Origin of the sequence: Pseudomonas sp. KCJK9111 (genome assembly GCF_046231935.1) — a bacterium.
In the GTDB taxonomy this organism is placed as follows: Bacteria; Pseudomonadota; Gammaproteobacteria; order Pseudomonadales; family Pseudomonadaceae; genus Aquipseudomonas; species Aquipseudomonas parafulva_B.
The window spans coordinates 83,407-100,993 of record NZ_JBJJMO010000007.1; the positions used below are offsets into that span (position 1 = coordinate 83,407).

Sequence of the window (17,587 nt, forward strand, 5' to 3'; positions counted from 1 at the left end):
GACCGTCGGCTCTGTCTACAATAGCGGCCGTTAATCAGCACATTAAGCAAGGACTCTGCATGCACGCTGCAAACCCGCGTCGCGGGTATTTACTGGGCCTGAGCGCCTACATCATCTGGGGCCTGTTCCCCCTGTACTTCAAAGCCATCCAAAGCGTGCCCGCCGTGGAGATCATCGTCCACCGTGTGCTGTGGTCAGCACTGTTCGGCTCGGTACTGCTCGCCTTCTGGAAGCACCCCGGCTGGTGGCGCGACCTGCGCGACAACCCGCGGCGCCTGGCCATCCTGGCGTTGAGCGGCACATTGATCGCAGCCAATTGGCTGACGTATGTCTGGTCGGTGAACAATGGACGCATGCTCGAGGCCAGTCTTGGTTACTACATCAACCCGCTGATCAATGTCCTGCTCGGCATGCTCATCCTCGGCGAGCGACTGCGCCGCCTGCAGTGGCTGGCTGTCGGCCTGGCCGCGCTCGGCGTGATGCAGCAGGTCTGGCAAGTGGGCAGCTTGCCCTGGGTATCCTTGGCACTGGCGCTGACCTTCGGGTTCTACGGGCTGATTCGCAAACAAGCCCCCGTGGCGGCCCTGCCCGGGCTGGTGGTCGAGACCTGGATGCTGGTACCGCTGGCGCTTGGCTGGCTGCTGCTGCACCCCGCCGCCATGAGCGCGCAAGGCACGTTCTACACCACAAGCGAGGCCTTGTGGCTCATGGCTGCAGGCCCTGTGACCCTGGTGCCGCTGGTGTGTTTCAACGCTGCCGCACGGCACCTGCCTTACACCACGCTGGGCTTTCTGCAGTACTTGGCACCAACGCTGGTTTTGCTCCAGGCCATATGGCTGTTCGACGAGCATCTGTCCTCAAGCACGCTCACGGCATTCATGTTCATCTGGGCGGGGCTGGCGCTGTACAGCGTCGATGCGTGGTGGAGTCTGCGTAAAAGCCGCTGATCAAAAAACGATCATGTCTCTGTATACCTTGATTTCCAAGGGCTGCAGAGACATCTCCAGAGCTTATCCACACCCTCTTCCCCGTCGTTTGTGAACAACCCCCTCTGCATTGATCAATTTTCGATCAAATCTCCGCAGCCCTTGCAAGCCGGGCGCTCGGGCGCGATAGCCCCAGCTTATCCACAAGGCCGTCCCCTTTAAATAGGGATAACCCCTGCAAGCTTTACTGCAAGCGCGATCGACATTCACTCATCCGCGCGTAGTCGCAACTCCACCATCAAGTCATCGGCCAGGGCCTCCAAACGTTGCTGCAGTTGCTCCAGAGGAAGGGACGCGGGCAATGCCAGAATGGCCTCGGCATGGAACAGCGGTTCGTTGCTCATCGGTGCCGGACGTACCTCCGTGGCGATGCGCTCGACGTTCACGTTCAGCTCGGCCAGCACACGGGTGATATCGCGCACGATCCCTGGCCGGTCGTTACCAACCAGGTCCATGCCAAAGGGTTTGGATGCATGGGTAGGCTCGCCGCCACTTTCTGCCAATTGCACGCGAATGCCGTGTGCGGACAATGCCCCAAGCGCGTCTACCAACGCGTCATACCGATCCGCCGGCACTGCTGCCCGCAGGATGCCGGCAAATTGCCCAGCCATGCGCGACATGCTGCTTTCCAGCCAATTGCCCTCGAAATCAGCGATGCACTGGGCGATCCGCTCGACTTGGCCAGCCTTGTCCGGGGCGATCACGGTAAGCACAAGATGTTCCACGGGATGTTCCTCGAGTGGGGTTCAGGCCCTGCAGGGGCCGGGGTGTCGCCACAGTATAGGCACGGCGCGTCAACCTGCCGCAGGGCAATCTGCCTTATAAATCGTGTACTGTTTTAAGATTTATCTGGAACAATCACTCCGTTTTTTGCGAACATGGCGCTTCCTTGCATGATCTTGTGCGACCAACAGGTCGCCTGACGCCGCTTTTAGTCTGATAGTGCCCAGCCGGCTGCTTCATGTAGTATCCGTGGGCGCGGACTACACAACGTCGTTTGAAGGTCTGTCGAGGCGCCTGTGAAGAATGCACGCTGCTTGCCGTCGGGCAGGCAAAACGCACCCAGCCGCGTCCGGGCTCCTACCGGAGGCATGCACTGGTGCCGTGCGAGGAGAAGCGCTACAGGCTCAATACAAAAGAGCGAAATAGCTGAGCAGAGTGAGGCAAGCAATGACTGGATACGTTCAAGTCGGTGGCCTTCAGGTCGCCAAGGTCCTGTACGACTTCGTGAACAACGAAGCCATCCCCGGAACCGGCATCGTCGCCGAGCAGTTCTGGGCAGGTGCTGAAAAGATCATCAACGACCTCGCTCCAAAGAACAAAGCCCTCCTCGCCAAGCGCGACGAGCTGCAAGCCCAGATCGACGCCTGGCATCAGGCCCGCAAAGGCCAGGCCCACGACGCCCCGGCTTACAAGGCTTTCCTTCAGGAAATCGGTTACCTGCTGCCACAAGCCGACGATTTCCAGGCCACCACGCAAAATGTGGACGAAGAAATCGCCCACATGGCCGGTCCGCAGTTGGTGGTACCGGTCATGAACGCACGCTTTGCCCTGAACGCCGCCAATGCCCGCTGGGGCTCGCTGTACGACGCGCTCTACGGCACCGACGCGATCAGCGACGAAGGCGGTGCCGAAAAGGGGCAAGGCTACAACAAGGTACGTGGCGACAAAGTGATCGCTTTCGCCCGTGCCTTCCTCGATGAAGCGGCACCGCTGGCGGCAGGTTCGCACGTCGATTCCACGGCTTATCGCATCGAGGCCGGCCAATTGGTCGTCACCCTCAAAGGCGGTAGCAACACCGGCCTGCGCGACGATGCCCAACTGGTTGGGTTCCACGGCGACAGCAACGCCCCGACCGCTGTGTTGCTCAAGCACAACGGCCTGCACTTCGAAATCCAGATCGATGCCAGTACCCCGGTGGGCAGCACCGATGCCGCAGGCGTCAAGGACATCCTGATGGAATCGGCACTGACCACCATCATGGACTGCGAAGACTCCGTGGCGGCCGTCGACGCCGACGACAAGGTGATCGTGTATCGCAATTGGCTGGGGCTGATGAAAGGTGACCTGGCCGAAAGCGTCAGCAAAGGCGGCAAGACGTTCACCCGCACCATGAACCCTGATCGCGAGTACGCAGCGCCCAACGGGGGCAGCGTCACCCTGCATGGTCGCTCGCTGCTGTTCGTGCGCAACGTGGGTCACCTGATGACCAACCCGGCCATCCTCGACGCCCAAGGCAACGAAGTCCCGGAAGGTATCCAGGACGGTCTGTTCACCAACCTCATGGCGCTGCACAACCTCAACGGCACCACCAGCCGTCGCAACACCCGTACCGGCAGTGTGTATATCGTCAAGCCGAAGATGCATGGCCCGGAAGAAGTGGCGTTCGCCGCCGAGATATTCAGCCGGGTCGAAGACCTGCTGGGCATGAAGCGCAATACCGTCAAAGTCGGCATCATGGACGAGGAGCGCCGCACAACGGTCAACCTCAAATCCTGCATCAAGGCCGCTGCCGAGCGCGTGGTGTTCATCAATACGGGCTTCCTCGACCGCACTGGCGACGAAATCCATACCTCCATGGAGGCAGGCCCGGTGGTGCGCAAAGGCGCCATGAAAAACGAGAAGTGGATCGGCGCCTATGAAAACAACAACGTCGATGTCGGCCTTGCCACCGGTCTGCAAGGGCGTGCGCAGATCGGCAAGGGCATGTGGGCCATGCCCGATCTGATGGCCGCCATGCTGGAGCAGAAGATCGCTCACCCGCTGGCCGGTGCCAATACCGCGTGGGTGCCTTCGCCAACGGCCGCCACCCTGCACGCCCTGCATTACCACAAGGTGGACGTGCAGGCGCGCCAGCGCGAGCTGGCTTCGCGCACACCGGCTTCGGTCGATGACATCCTGGCCATTCCGCTGGCGAGCAACCCTAACTGGTCGGACGAGGAAATCCGCAACGAGCTGGACAACAATGCCCAGGGCATCCTGGGCTATGTGGTTCGCTGGATCGACCAGGGCGTGGGTTGCTCCAAGGTGCCCGACATCAACAACGTGGGGCTGATGGAAGACCGTGCCACCTTGCGCATTTCTGCCCAGTTGCTAGCCAACTGGCTGCGCCATGGCGTAGTTAGCCAGGAGCAGGTGCTCGAAAGCCTCAAGCGCATGGCGGCGGTGGTCGACAAGCAGAACGCCAGCGACCCGCTGTATCGCCCGATGGCGGGCAACTTCGACGACAACGTTGCCTTCCAGGCGGCAGTCGAGCTGGTACTCGAAGGCGCCAAGCAACCCAACGGCTATACCGAGCCTGTGCTGCATCGCCGTCGCCGTGAGTTCAAGGCACGCAACGGACTTTGAATGACCGGTGGGTAAAGTAAGCTGCTTGCAGCGTTGATCGGCGGGGCCTTCGGGCCCTGCTTGCGCGTCAGGCCAGCTTCAGTTCGCGCTTCACCAGTTCGAGCAGCTTCGTGAGGTCCACGGGCTTCAACAGAAAGTCCACCACCCCCAGGTGCATTACATCAACGGCCTCTTTCACGTCGGTATCGCCTGATACCACGATGATCGAAAGCGCGGCCCGGTCCGCCTCCGGCATCTCGCGTACCTTGTGGATAAGGTACAGCCCATCCTCGGGCTGCATCCGCAGATCAGTGATCATCAGCGCGATCCGAGGTTCATAATGGAGCTTGAACAGCGCCTCCTGGGCGCCATCGGCCGTCATGCCGTCGATACCCTTGCTTTTGAGGTACAACATCAAGGCTTCGCTGTTGACCGGATTGTCGTCGACCACGAGCACCACCGGCCGGGCAGGCGGTGGCGCGCTCACAGCAGCCAGTGCCGCGCGCTCTGCGTCGCTCAAAATGTCGGTGTGCTCAGACATGGTCGTCTCGTATCCATTCGCTCTACAGGTAAGACCGCGGATTTTCCGACACCCGATTTACCTTTCGTCGGATTATTGACGTGGTCGCGCCCTAGACTTACGTCCAATGGGCACCAAGCCCCTGCAGGCCGACCATGAACGCCGAAAACAACAAAGCCGGCCCTATAGATAGATATATATAGTTCGGCGTAGCGATACGGTCAGGTCGATGAGCAAAAAAGACGCCTACCAGCAAGCGGGTAGAACTGCGGTGCTGCAGAACATTCAGGGCACCCTGCAATTCCTCCAACGCTTTGCACCCTTCAATCAGATGGAGCAGAGCCATCTGGCCTATCTGGTCGAGCAGTGCCAACTGCGCTTCTACGCCAGCGGCGAAAGCATCATCAAGCCAAGCGATGGGCCGGTCGAGCATTTCTACATCGTCAAGCAGGGCCGCGTCGTCGGTGAACGGCAGCACCTGGTCAAACCGGGGGTTGAGACCACGTTCGAGATTACCCATGGCGAGTGTTTTCCATTGGCGGCCCTGCTCGGCGAGCGAGCCACGCGTACGGAGCACCTGGCCGGTGACGACACCTTCTGCCTGCAACTGAACAAAGCGGCATTCATCCGCGTCTTTTCCCTTTCCGAGGTGTTCCGCGATTTCGCCTTGCGAGGGGTCAGCAGCCTGCTGGACCAAGTCAACCAACAAGTCCGTCAGCAGGCGGTGCAGACACTGGGCACCCAGTACTCCCTGAATACACCGCTGGGCGAACTGGCCATGCGTCATCCCGTGGCCTGCGCCCCTGAGACTCCGCTGCGCGAAGCCGTACGGCTGATGCATGAGCAGCAGGTTGGCTCGATCGTGATCGTCGATGGGCAGCGCCAGCCCACGGGCATTTTCACCTTGCGCGACCTGCGCCAGGTGGTGGCCGCAGCCGATGCCGACCTGGGTGCCCCCGTGGCGCGGCACATGACCGCCGCACCGTTCTACCTGAGCCCCCAGGCAAGTGCCTTCGATGCCGCCATGGCAATGACCGAGCGACACATCGCGCACGTCTGCCTGGTGGAGAACCGGCGATTGTGTGGGGTGGTGTCCGAGCGCGATCTGTTTTCCCTTCAGCGGGTAGACCTTGTCCACCTGGCGCGCACCATTCGTCATGCACCGCGCCTGGACACCCTCGTTTCCCTGCGAGGCGAAATCAGCCAGTTGGTCGAGCGCATGCTCGCACACGGTGCTTCCTCTACGCAGATCACCCAAATCATCACCTTGCTCAACGACCACACGGTGTGCCGAGTCATCGAACTGGCGCTGGCAGAGCGTGGCGATCCGGGGGTGCCATTCAGTTGGCTCTGTTTTGGCAGTGAGGGGCGGCGCGAGCAGACCCTGCACACCGACCAGGACAACGGCATTGTTTTCGACGCGGCCGATGACACCGAAGCCCAGGCCATTCGGGCGCGGATGCTACCGTTGGCGCAGTACATCAACCAATGCCTGGCGCAGTGCGGTTTTACGCTGTGCAAGGGCAATGTCATGGCCGGCAACCCTGCGCTGTGCCTGTCGCACAGCGAGTGGTCACGGCGCTTTGCCGGCTTCGTGCGTGACGCGAGTCCGGAAAACCTCCTGGGCTCGAGCATTTACTTCGACCTGCGGGTGGTCTGGGGCGATGAGCACACTTGCGAGGCGTTGCGCAGCACATTGCTGAAGCTGATAGCCGACAACCGTATCTTCCAACGCATGCTGGCTGACAATGCCCTGCGCCAACGCCCGCCTGTGGGCCGTCTGCGCGACTTCGTGCTGACCCGCCAGGGCACTGACAAGGCTGGCACGCTGGACCTCAAGGTTCAGGGCCTGACGCCCTTCGTCGACGCCGCACGTGTGCTGGCGCTGGCTCACGGGATCGGCGCCTGCAATACCCTGGAGCGCATTCGCCAGCTGGTGGGCAAGGGCGTGATCGACCCACTGGACGGCGCCGCGTACGAAGAGGCGTACCATTTCATCCAACAGACCCGCATGCAGCAACATCAACGCCAGGCACGCGAGCACCTGGCCTACTCCAACCGCCTGGACCCAGATAGCCTCAATCACCTGGACCGGCGCATCTTGCGCGAGTCCCTGCGCCAAGCTCAGCGGTTGCAGAGCAGCCTGGCCATGCGGTACCAGCTGTGAGCTTGTTCGCATGGCTGCGTCCCCATGCTCCGCAGCTAGCGCTTTCGCAGCGTGAACGCCTGGCGGCCTTGCCTGCACCCACTGCGCTTGGCACCTGCACCCTGCGCGAGCAGCGCTGGGTGGTGCTTGACCTGGAAACCAGCGGCCTGAACACCAACCGCGATCAAGTGCTGTCCATAGGCGCAGTGGCTATCGAGGACGGGGCGCTGGACTTCTCGCAGCAGTTCGAGCGAACCCTGTACCGACCTGAGCAGAAAACCAACCCCAGCGTCCTGATACACGGCCTGGGCCCAAGCGCCCTGGCAGCGGGCTGCGACCCAGGGCACGCACTGCTTGACCTGCTCGAGTTCATTGGCACCAGCCCGGTACTGGCGTTCCACGCGCCATTCGACGAACGCATGCTTGCACGGGCCCTCAAACAGAGCCTGGGTTATCGTCTGCAAATACCCTTCCTCGATGTGGCCGAGATGGCACCCATGCTCAATCCCGACACGGTGTTGCGAGAGGCCGGGCTCGATGACTGGGTGGCGCGTTTCGGGCTGCAGGTACAGGCGCGTCATCACGCCAGCGCCGACGCACAGGTGACCGCCGAGCTGGCGTTGATTCTGCTGAGCCAGGCGCGCCGCCAGCACATCCAGAGCCCGGCGCAACTTGAGCAATGCCTGCACAACTGGCGACGTCGGATGGCCCAGCGCCACGGTCTATAGGCAACGGGGGCGTGGCCTGGCAGCCGCGCCTTACTGCGTAATGGCAGTAGCGGGCTAGCACGCATGCCCCTGCCATATCGCCCAGGCTCGCGATCTCTCTAAAGGAGCTCGCATCATGCCATCCGTCTCACCCTTGCAACATTTCGAGTCATTCGACGCGGCAATCACTGCCCTGTTGTCCCCCCTGCCCTCACCAGACTTGCAGCTTCCTCCGTTGGCGGGCCGGCAACAGTTCTTCGGCGCGCTCGCAGACTACTGGAACCTACCGGACACAGCAGGCAACAACCGCCGTACTCGGCTCATTGCGCTTCGGCGACAACAGCTTCAGGCCGAAATGGACCTGCGTATCGCTGACGCAACACTGGAGCCTGTAGCGGCATCGCTGTTAAAGACGTGCATTGACCAACCCATGTCCTGGGCTCGCCAAGGCATCGAGGCGCCCAAGCGTCCACAGCTCTATCGTCTGCTGCTCGACTGCTCACGACCCAATTGGCGGGCCTACTTGCCAGGCGCCGTACTGCTTGTACAAGGCGGTGTCGAGGGGCAGATGATGACGGGCGATGCGGTCAGCGGCCCAGCCTTGTTATGCAGCCTCTCCCACGGCATCGAAGCGTTCGCCGATGTTCAGAGCCTGCACCTGGAACTGTGCGAGCGGCTGGATGATCCCCTGCAAAGTCAGCCGATGCTCACGCTGCTGGCGCCGGGTGATGCCGACCGCGCCCATAACGCACAGCGACTGCGTTACGACTGGCTGCCCGACGATCTTGTGGAAGTCCAGATCCAGGCCTTGATCGATGCCCAGCATGGGAGATTGAACGAGGCATGGAGTAGCCAACCCATCGATCAACCGGGTTTTGCCGAGCGCCTGGCCAAGGCCGCAGACCTGCTGCCCTGGGTGACCAGCAAGGCAGCGCTGCCGACGCGTTATGGCCTGCTGCTTGAAAAGCACGCTCCCGCCTGGCTCAAGAAGACCTCTATCGAAGGGCTCACGCATATCATGCAGACGATGCAAGAGCTGATCGTGGCCATCGATCAGGCCGCAGCGCCGGGCATTCCTACGCTTGAACAGTTCACCGAGCATAACAGCCTGCTGCAGTGGACCCGTGCCCGCCTCAGCGAGCGCCTGAGATTGAACCACCAACTCGATCTGGCACCGGAGCAGATCTTCATCAGTGTCACCATTGCCCGTCAGACCGGCCCGGTGATGCCTCCTGGTCAGCCCAGCAGCTATATACCCATCGCTAGCCGACCGCAGACAGGGGACACCGTGGAGTTGGTCAAGCAAACCTATAGCCTGGATCAGTTGGCGTTGCTGAACGTGGGCTTGCTAGACCTGGACTATTGGCTAACCGCTCGCGTCCACCATAAGGACGAGACGAACATTCAAGGCTTGTCCCCTGCGCAGGCTCGGCAGATGGTCCGTGAACTCAATGTCGGCGACAGCTATTCGCGTTTCCTACGCAGCCATCTGATCGACCTGGCGCAAGGGCAGTGGCGACGGGATGCGCATGCCCGAATCAACTGTGCTCGCATGCGGGCAGAGGCCGCCAAGGCCCGCTATGCCGGCCACTTCATACCCGACCCGCTCGAACAGGGCTATCGCTGGAGCAGGGCCGTACTCAACTACCCCGACAGCGACTGGCGCCCACTGGTCCAAGAGAACCGCCTGAGTGTGCGGCAGTTGTTGATTGCCGGGCACACCGTACAGGGGGTATTGCTAGTTACGCCTGAAACACCGCAGATGCAGCGCTTTCTGGTGTATGCGCCAGATGCACCGGATCGCAGGCCATGGCGCGAATACGCCAATGCGCGTGCGCTGCTCCGATCGCTTCGCGCCAGCCCGGATCTACGCACTTACGTGATGGACCGCATGCCCCTGGCCCGGCGCAAAACCATCGAGCGCCTGCTGAGCAAAGGCGGGCTCGCTCCACGGCTGAGTCGTCCGGTCATCTCCGGCAATTTTTTGCATGCCTGTTATTTGGCAGAGGTCCGCGCGCTCATATCGGCGGTCGATGCCAGCACTAACACCAAACAGGAGCTGCTGGGCGAGGCCAGCCTGCATGCGTTGTGGATCATGCTCGATTTGATCAGCTTCGTGATTCCGGTCCGTGCCCTGACGCCGCTGGCATTCGCCCGCGCTGTGCTGAGCGTACTGGACAGCCTTGAAGCACTGGAAAAGGAGGATCGGGTAGGCGTGCTCAAGCATATGGTGGAGGCTTTTACCCATATGAACGATGGCATCAACAGCATCGGCGGCACGACAGTGATCAGGCGCGCCATTCGCGCCATGCCTCCTACTCCGCCATTGATGCTACCGCCTACCTTCCAGGTACGCCCGGACACCGCCAAGTTGCGTTACCGAATCGATGGTATCCATAGCGAAGGCGTGTATGAAAAGCCATCCGAACGTGCAGGGCTGGCCCTCTACTACATCCAGGACAAGCAAGGCCGCTACTACCAGGTAGCGTTCGACGGTTATCGCTGGCGTGCCATAGACCCTAGGCAACCCGATGCCTACAGCAAGGTGGCGGTCAGACGGAACGCTGAAGGCGATTGGATCGTCGACTCACCCGTCCTGTGGCACGACGGCCTGCCAGACCTCACCGCATTGCTGGAACACTGCCAGCTTCCCGCAACCCCGGACGGGGTCCCATTGCAAAGGTCGAATGAGCTGTACGAAAGTGACGGTCAACCGTACTTGCTCGCTGGCGGTCATGCCTTGCCCGTGCGTGCCCACCTGCTGGCGGATCATTACCATCTACTGATACCCAGACAGCCCGCTGCAACCAGCACCGCATGGGCAATCCTGCGCTGGCGCGACGGCCAGTGGCGTATACGCGTGCGCCAACCGGGGCGAAGCAGCGCCTGGCTGGCACTGCCTGCCGCTTACGCCGTCAACGTAGGCAGCACCTGATCCAGCCGTTGGTGCAAGGCACTTTCAGCCGGCCAGTTGCGCAGCAGCCGCGCCCGGTCCCGAGCGAAGGCCGGCGCGAAGCTGCCCTGGCTGCCGTGCTGACACATGGCGTCCAGGTCGATCAGCGACCACCGGCCCTGATCCCAAAACAGGTTGTGGCCCTTGAAGTCACCGTGGCTGATGCGCTCGCGGATCAGCTGTTGCATGAGCTGCACCAAGGCCTCCACCTGTTCGGCCGGCGCATCGCCCTGTTCGACGAAGGGGGTAAAGCACTCGATGAGGTCGGGGCCGTCAATGTAGTCGGTGACCAGGTAGGCACGCGTGCGCAATCCCAGCACTCGCTGCTCCAGCACCGCCAGTGGGCGCGGGGTAGCGATGTCGAGAAACGACAGGCGATGCCCTTCGATCCATGAGTGCCAGGCCCTGCTCGGTCGCCAGAAGCGCTTGAGCCAGTGGACGGTGTTCTTGATGTTGTAGCGTTTGATGACCCGTTTGCGGCCATCCACCTCGACCCGTGCCACGCTGGCCGCGCCGCCAGTCTTGTACAGGTGCCCACGATCGATCAGCGCATCCGCCTGTTCAAGCACTGGCAACAGGGCCTGGGCCTCGCTACGGACCACCGCCCGCAGGGCGGTCAGGCTGCGCTCGACACTGAACAGGCTACAATCGCGGCCGGCCTTGTCCAGGAAGTCGCGTTGGCGCCAGGCGCGGACTTTGTCTATTTGCTTCTGCAAGGCCTCCATGGGCAATGCGTGCTCGGCATTGGCCAACAGGTAATGCACCAGCAGTTCTTCGGTGAACGGCTCCAGCCGCTTGGGTAGCTGCGCGAAGAACACACCCAGGTTTTCCAGTACGCGAGGGCGCGAAAGCTGCTGGCCTGGCGTTTCAGCCTTGATACCGGCCCCATCGATCAGGTACAGCTTGCCTGCATGACGCAGCAGGTTGTCCAAGTGCAGGTCTTCCTGCCACAGCCCCCGGCGGTGCATCTGCGCCACAGCCGCCAGGGCCTCGCCCAGCACCTGCTGCTGCTCGTCGGCAAGCACAGGCAGGTGCTCGACCGCGGACCAGGCATCGGCCAGGCTTTGGGCGCCATCGAGGTATTCGAACAACAGCCAGCCGCCCTCGCCCTCCACCAGGCCATCGGCGAGCAGTACCGGCGTGGTCAGCCCCTGCGCCGCGAGCAGCTTTACCCCTTGCAGCTCACGCTGGAAGTGACGCGCGGCATTGCTGCCCACCAGCAACTTGGCCAGTACCGGCCTGCCACGCCATACCCCGGCCCCCACGTAACGCTGGCCCGGCAGCACGCGCAGCAGGCTGAGCAATTGCAGCTCAGCGCTACCGGCGGCATCGGCGAGGTTGACGGCAAGCGGCAGCGATGGGCTGCGACCTGTTTCCTTCAGCTCGGAAAGCTGCATCAGCGAGCCTCCTTATGATGACGGCGTTGTACCAGGCGGTTGACCCAGGTTTCGACCAGCGTGCTGTCGATGGGTTGTGCGAGGTAGGCTGCCAGCAATGTGCGTATCTCGCCGTCACTCCATACCGGTGCCCGGCGCAGCAAGGGCTCGAGGTCCTTGAGGCGGTCGCGCATGCCAAAGAGCAAGGGACGGGTTTTCTCCAGGTCGATCAACTGCGCTTCCCAGCCTTCTCTGCGCTTACGCAGAAAAATGTGCTTGGGATAGAAGCAACCATGCACCTGCCCAGCACCGTGCAGTGTGCGCGCCAACTGGCCACAGGCCTGGAGCATGCCAATGCGCACCGATGCATCGAGTTCGGGCCATTGCAGCAACTGGCTGTCGAGGTCGTGCCAGTCGTCCAGCGCGCGGGTCATCAACAGGGCACGGTGCTGGCCACCTTGCTTGCGCTCGCCGTAGAACACGGCTTCCAACGCAGGAATGTGCAGCTTCTGGTAGCGAACGATATTGCGAAATTCGCGGGCGAAGGTCGGCTCGCCAAAGGGCTTGTGCAGGCTGCGGGTAAGGTAGTCGCTCTGGCGCTTGAGGTAATAGCCCTTGCCCTCGAGTTCCAGCCGGTACACGCTGCTCCAACCGCCGCGGCCGGTATTGGGCTCGTCCACCGCGTCGAGTTCGAGTGCCCACAGCGCCTCGAAGTCGTCCAGGCCATGGCGCTGGAGCAAGGCACGGTCTGCACTGGCCATATAGTCGGTCATTCCCTTCCCTCGAAAAAGCCCAGCACCTGACGAATGCGCTTCTTGTCACGGGCGTTCAGCCGGTCGCGGCCTCGGTATTGCAAGTAAAAGCGCAGGCGCTGGGTTGCCGAAAGGTGGTACTTGGCGACCTTGTCCAGGCAGGCCAGGTCCTTGATCAGGCGATGGCGCCACATGAACCCACGCCAGAAATCACCTGTGGGGCAGTCGATGAAGAACAGCGTCCCTTGGTCATCGACCAGCAGGTTGCGCCACTTCAGATCGTTATGGGCGAAGCGGTGCTCGTGCATGACCCGGGTATGGCGTGCCAACTGGCGGCTGATGTGGTCCACCCAGGCGCGATCGGCCAGGCGGGCATCGTTGCGCTCGGCCAGCGCCGAGAGGTCCTCGGTGTTGGGCAGCTCGCGGGTAATCATCGCGCCACGGCCGAACGCCAGGCCATTGCGTTCGAGCCCCCAGGCGACCACCTCGGCCGTGGGAATGCCCCACTTGGCGAACTGCTTGAGGTTCTGCCATTCGGCCTTGATACGTGGGCGGCCCAGGTAGCGGCGCATGTGCTTGCCAGCGCCGGTGTAGCGCTTGACGTAATAGTTGACGCCTTCACGCTCGACACGCACCACTTCGCTGAGCGGATCACGGGTCAGGCGTTCGCCCTGAAGGGCGAATACCGCCTCGAGGCTGCCAAAATCCTTCGCCAGGTGCTCGTAACCTGGCGCCAGTGTCCAACTGGCCATCAGAGTGCATCCCCATAGCGTTGTTTACGGTCGTAGAGTTTCTGCGCCTTGCGCTCAAGCCAGGCGAGCAGTGCAGCTTCGTCCTTCATGACCTGACGCAGCGGGCGCTGGAAGTAGCTGCGCAGAAAACGCAGCTTGTCGCGTTGGGTCAGGCCAATGTCCAGGGCTGAGAAGTACAGGGCGGCCAGGTCCTTGTTGCGCCAGCGGCGGCTGATGGCGGGGCGTGTCTGGGCGCGGTGCAGGTCGATCACCGACAGCTTGAAATCATCGGCCGTCACGGGCCGGTCGGTGTGCAGCAGGAAGTGACAGATGTAGCAGTCCCGGTGGTTGACCCCGGCACGGTGCATGCCACCGGTCATCTCGGCCACGCGCGCGATCAGGGCACGCTTGAGGCGTGGCGCAGGCGGCTGCCGGAGCCAGTCGATGCTGAAGTCTTCCAGGCTGATGGTCGGCGCCAGCTCTTCGGTGATGATGAAGGAGTGCTGGGTGGCCGGGTTGCCGCCCCGCTCACCGAAGGCCACGGCCGTCATGGTTGGCACGCCGACCTGATGCAGGCGCTCGATGGCTTGCCACTCCTGGCCGGCGCCCAGTACCGGCAACTTGGCCGTGAGCAGGTTCTTGAAGATCTCGCCCCAGCCGATGCCACGGTGAATCTTCACGAAGAAGCCTTCGCCGGCGACCTCCGTACGCAGGGTACGGCGCCCTTCAAGTTCCCGATAGACTTCGCCCTGCAGCGCTTCTACCGCCTCGAAGGCATCGCGCCCCGCCCAAAGCCGCTTGAAGGGCTCTGCCACGATCAACTTCATGCCCCCTCCTGCCCCAGGATCACATCGGCGGCATGCTGCGGCATGCTGTAAAGGTCGGCCGTATCGGCATACGCCAGGCCGTTGCGCGACCAATCGGCCCGCGCCGCGGGGTCATCGAGCATACGCTGCAGGTAGCGGTTGAGCTGCTCCTGCTCGAACGGCTCGTCCAGCACCAGACCGCAGTCGGCCTCGGCGATGTAGTGGGCATAGCCGCACACGCGCGACACCAGCACCGGCAAGCCCGCGACCAGGGCTTCGAGCAGCACGGTACCGGTGTTCTCGTTGTAGGCCGGGTGGATCAGCAGGTCGGCGCCCAGCAGGAAGCGCGGGATATCGCTGCGCCCCTTGAGAAACTGCACCTGGTCGCCCAGGCCCAGCGTCGCGCTCTGCAACTGGAAGACCTTGGGGTCATCCTGGCCGATCACCAGCAATCGGGTGCGCTTGCGCAAGGCCGTGGGCAATGCCGCCAACGCCTTGAGGCTGCGGTCCACGCCCTTGGTCTTGAACCCTGAACCGATCTGCACGATCAGCAACGCATCCTCGGCCAGGTCGAACTCCCTGCGCAGGTCGGCACGGATTTCAGCGGCGTTGGGCGGTGCACGACGATCCTGGGAGATGCCCGGCGGCAGCAGGTGAAAACGCTCGACCGGCGTGCCGTAGTGCTTGATGAACAGCGGCTGCTGCACCTCGGAGATCATCAGGATCTCGGTACCGGCCTCCTTGGCGAACACCGCCCGCTCGTATTCGGCGAAATGCCGGTAGCGGCCCCAACGCCGGTACAGGTCGCTGCGCAGGTTCTGCGCCTTGTCCTCGAAGCAGCCGTCGGCGGCGTAGTACACATCCAGCCCAGGCATCTTGTTGAAACCGATGAGCCGGTCCACCGGACGCTTGGCCAGGTCGGCCTGCATCCAGGCGGTGAGTTTCTCATTGCGCCGATGATTGAAGATCGCCTTGACCGGCGCCACCAGCACTTCGAAACCTGGCGGAATGTCGCCCTCCCAGATCAGCGTGTAGACGCGGATCTGGTGGCCGCGCTGCTGGCATTCCAGGGCGATGCGCATGAAATCGCGCTGCAGGCCGCCAAAGGGGAAGTATTTGTAAAGTACGAAAGCCAGTTGCATCAACGGACATCCTCAGCCAGCAGCAGCGCGCTCAGGCGGCTCGCTACATGCTCGGGATTCAGGCGAGTGAAGCACAGTGGCCACTCGCGGTTCAGATCGTACCGGCGCAGGTCTTCGGCGCTCGGTTTGTAGGTGCACTTCTTCTGCAAGCAGGGTGCGCACGGCCAGTCACTGGCCTGGTGGATCTGGGTCCGTCCATAGGCGCCGGTCAGGCCCGGGTTGGTCGGGCCGAACAGCGAAAGCGTCGGTACATCGAGGGCTGCGGCCAAGTGGCCCAGGCCGGTATCGACGGCGACGCAGGCCTTTGCAGCGGCCAGCACCCGTGCAACGCCGGCCAGGTTCAATTTGGGCAGCACTTGGCAATGGTTCAAGCCCTGGGCGATGCGCTCGGCCCTGGCCTTCTCGGCCGGGTTGCCCCAGGGCAGGCGCACTTCCAGCCTGCGCCGGCCCATGCGCTCGGCCAACTCGCGCCAGTAGGCCTCGGGCCAGTGCTTGGTGGCCCAGGTGGTACCGTGCAGAAAGACCACATAGGGCGCTGCCGGCGGCAACTGCAAGCGTTCAAGGTCCAGGCCGTAACGGCCAATGCCCTCGGGCAGGTCATAGGCCAGTGCCATGGCGAACAGCTGGCGCACGCGCTCGACGGCATGCTGGCCGACCGCAACCGACAGGCGTCGGTCGTAGAAGCGGCTGGCCCAGCCTTCACGGGCCGAGTACCGGTCCAGGCCTGCGACCGGTGCCTTCACATAGCGGGTCAGCCATGCTGACTTGACCAGGCCCTGGGCATCGATCACCAAGTCGTACTGGCGCTCGCGCAGGCGCTGCTTGAAGGCCTTCCACTCGCCGCTGCGAACGGTCTGCCAGAGGTGCTTGCGCCAGCGACGGATGGCCACCGGAATGACCTGATCGACCGCCGGATGCCAGCTGGGTATCTCGGCGAAACCTTCCTCGACGGCCCAGTCGAAGCGGATGCCGGGGATGGCATGGGCTGCATCGGTGAGCGCTGGCAGCGTGTGGATCACATCACCCAGCGAGGACGTCTTGATGATCAGTACCCGCACTTAGTCGACCTCGGTCAGCACGTCGATGATGTTCGCACCGCCCAGGCGGGTCAGCGCGGCGATGACCTGACCGGGTTCGAGCAGACGCAGGCAGTTGTAGTGACCGAAGCGGCAGGTGCGATCGAAACACGGGCTGCATTCGATGCCCAGGCGCACCACCTCGACCTGGCTGGCCAGCGGCGGTGTGAAACCAGGCGATGTGGAGCCGTACACGGCGACCAGCGGGCGATTGAGCGCCGCCGCCACGTGCATCAAGCCGGAATCATTGGAGACCACGGCGTCTGCGCAAGACATCAGGTCGATCGCCTCGGCCAGGGAGGTTTCACCGGCCAGGTTCACGGACTCTTCGCGTAGCCCAGGGATCAGCCGTTCGCGGATCTGCTCACCCACTGGGTGATCGCTTTTCGAGCCGAACAGCCAGACCTGCCACCCCTGGCGGATCATGGCATCGGCCACGGCGGCATAGTGCTCGGCCGGCCAGCGCTTGGCTTCGCCGAATTCAGCGCCTGGGCATAGCGCCAGCACCGGACGGTCCAGCTCCAGGCCGAACTTGGTCAGCGCCGCTTCACGGCTGTGCGGCTCGATCTGCAGGCTGGGCTGGGGGTAGGGCTTTGGCAGCTCGGCACCGGGGGCATAGGCCAAGGCCATGAAGCGCTCGATCATCAACGGGTAACGCGCTTTGTCCAGCTTGCGGACATCGTTGAGCAAACCGAAACGCATTTCGCCACGCCAGCCGGTGCGTTTGGGGATACCGGCAAAGAACGGTACCAGCGCCGATTTCAGCGAATTGGGCAACAAGAGGGCCTGGTCGTACTGACCGCTGAGCGACTTGCCGATGCGCCGCCGTGTGGCCAGCTCCAGCGCACCGTGGCCGAGCGGGAAGCTCAAGGCCTGGCGCACCTCGGGCATGCGCTCAAGGATTGGCCGGCTCCATTCGGGGGCAAGCACATCGATCACGCAGTCGGGGTGCTGCTGTTTCAGGCACTGGAACAAGGTCTGCGCCATCACCATGTCGCCGACCCAGCTGGGGCCAATGATCAGTATTCTCATGCTAGGTCCAGAAACGCTCGGGGAGGCGACAGG

General features: G+C 62.7%; 14 protein-coding genes. 5 read left to right on the forward strand and 9 right to left on the reverse strand.

The window, feature by feature from the left end; all coding sequences use genetic code 11:
* Positions 1-59 precede the first annotated feature (59 nt).
* Positions 60-947 carry an EamA family transporter RarD gene (gene rarD / locus ACK59L_RS05145; RefSeq protein WP_409272234.1) on the forward strand — a complete coding sequence of 296 codons (888 nt, stop codon included), beginning with the start codon at positions 60-62 and terminating at the stop codon, positions 945-947.
* A 245-nt stretch (positions 948-1,192) separates the two neighbouring features.
* Here rarD and ACK59L_RS05150 read toward each other — a convergent pair whose 3' ends face one another.
* Positions 1,193-1,711: a glycine cleavage system protein R gene (locus tag ACK59L_RS05150; RefSeq protein ID WP_409272236.1), complete on the reverse strand. Its 519-nt coding sequence runs from the start codon at positions 1,709-1,711 to the stop codon at positions 1,193-1,195.
* Between the two features lie 445 nt (positions 1,712-2,156).
* Here ACK59L_RS05150 and ACK59L_RS05155 point away from each other — a divergent pair, with 445 nt between their 5' ends.
* On the forward strand, positions 2,157-4,334 hold the full coding sequence (locus ACK59L_RS05155; protein WP_409272238.1) for a malate synthase G: 2,178 nt from the start codon (positions 2,157-2,159) through the stop codon (positions 4,332-4,334).
* A gap of 67 nt (positions 4,335-4,401) precedes the next feature.
* Here the strand turns inward: ACK59L_RS05155 and ACK59L_RS05160 are convergent, their stop codons facing one another.
* Entirely contained in the window at positions 4,402-4,854 is a 453-nt protein-coding gene (locus tag ACK59L_RS05160; protein WP_167338898.1) for a response regulator, read from the reverse strand.
* Positions 4,855-5,062: 208 nt separating this feature from the next.
* On the opposite strand from ACK59L_RS05160, the gene ACK59L_RS05165 reads away from it, so the two are divergent.
* The 3 genes from ACK59L_RS05165 to ACK59L_RS05175 all read left to right on the forward strand — a co-directional run bounded on the left by ACK59L_RS05165 (position 5,063) and on the right by ACK59L_RS05175 (position 10,621).
* The gene (locus tag ACK59L_RS05165; RefSeq protein ID WP_409272241.1) at positions 5,063-7,000 is read left to right on the forward strand and encodes a DUF294 nucleotidyltransferase-like domain-containing protein; all 1,938 of its coding nucleotides are present in this window, start codon (positions 5,063-5,065) and stop codon (positions 6,998-7,000) included.
* Positions 6,997-7,707, forward strand: a complete 711-nt coding sequence (locus tag ACK59L_RS05170; RefSeq protein ID WP_058602998.1) for a PolC-type DNA polymerase III — start codon at positions 6,997-6,999, stop codon at positions 7,705-7,707. The genes ACK59L_RS05165 and ACK59L_RS05170 overlap by 4 nt, the downstream gene beginning before the upstream one ends.
* 115 nt (positions 7,708-7,822) lie before the next feature.
* Positions 7,823-10,621 carry a dermonecrotic toxin domain-containing protein gene (locus tag ACK59L_RS05175; protein WP_409272243.1) on the forward strand — a complete coding sequence of 933 codons (2,799 nt, stop codon included), beginning with the start codon at positions 7,823-7,825 and terminating at the stop codon, positions 10,619-10,621.
* Here the strand turns inward: ACK59L_RS05175 and ACK59L_RS05180 are convergent.
* From ACK59L_RS05180 to waaF, 7 genes are read right to left on the reverse strand one after another with little or no spacing between them, the layout of a single operon-like run.
* Positions 10,594-12,036 (reverse strand): lipopolysaccharide kinase InaA family protein, encoded by a 1,443-nt coding sequence (locus ACK59L_RS05180; RefSeq protein ID WP_409272245.1) that lies wholly within the window; start codon positions 12,034-12,036, stop codon positions 10,594-10,596. The two genes, ACK59L_RS05175 and ACK59L_RS05180, sit on opposite strands and share 28 nt — an antisense overlap.
* Positions 12,036-12,788, reverse strand: coding sequence for a lipopolysaccharide kinase InaA family protein (locus ACK59L_RS05185; RefSeq protein WP_196134804.1), 753 nt, complete (start codon positions 12,786-12,788; stop codon positions 12,036-12,038). The genes ACK59L_RS05180 and ACK59L_RS05185 overlap by 1 nt, the downstream gene beginning before the upstream one ends.
* Entirely contained in the window at positions 12,785-13,519 is a 735-nt protein-coding gene (locus ACK59L_RS05190; RefSeq protein ID WP_196134803.1) for a lipopolysaccharide kinase InaA family protein, read from the reverse strand. Before ACK59L_RS05190 ends, ACK59L_RS05185 begins: the two co-directional genes overlap by 4 nt.
* Positions 13,519-14,325 (reverse strand): lipopolysaccharide core heptose(I) kinase RfaP, encoded by an 807-nt coding sequence (gene rfaP, locus ACK59L_RS05195; RefSeq protein WP_409272248.1) that lies wholly within the window; start codon positions 14,323-14,325, stop codon positions 13,519-13,521. Before rfaP ends, ACK59L_RS05190 begins: the two co-directional genes overlap by 1 nt.
* Positions 14,322-15,446, reverse strand: a complete 1,125-nt coding sequence (locus ACK59L_RS05200; RefSeq protein ID WP_058602992.1) for a glycosyltransferase family 4 protein — start codon at positions 15,444-15,446, stop codon at positions 14,322-14,324. Before ACK59L_RS05200 ends, rfaP begins: the two co-directional genes overlap by 4 nt.
* Positions 15,446-16,504 carry a lipopolysaccharide heptosyltransferase I gene (waaC, locus tag ACK59L_RS05205; RefSeq protein WP_409272250.1) on the reverse strand — a complete coding sequence of 353 codons (1,059 nt, stop codon included), beginning with the start codon at positions 16,502-16,504 and terminating at the stop codon, positions 15,446-15,448. Before waaC ends, ACK59L_RS05200 begins: the two co-directional genes overlap by 1 nt.
* Entirely contained in the window at positions 16,505-17,554 is a 1,050-nt protein-coding gene (gene waaF, locus ACK59L_RS05210) for a lipopolysaccharide heptosyltransferase II (RefSeq protein WP_409272252.1), read from the reverse strand.
* Between the last annotated feature and the right edge of the window lie 33 nt (positions 17,555-17,587).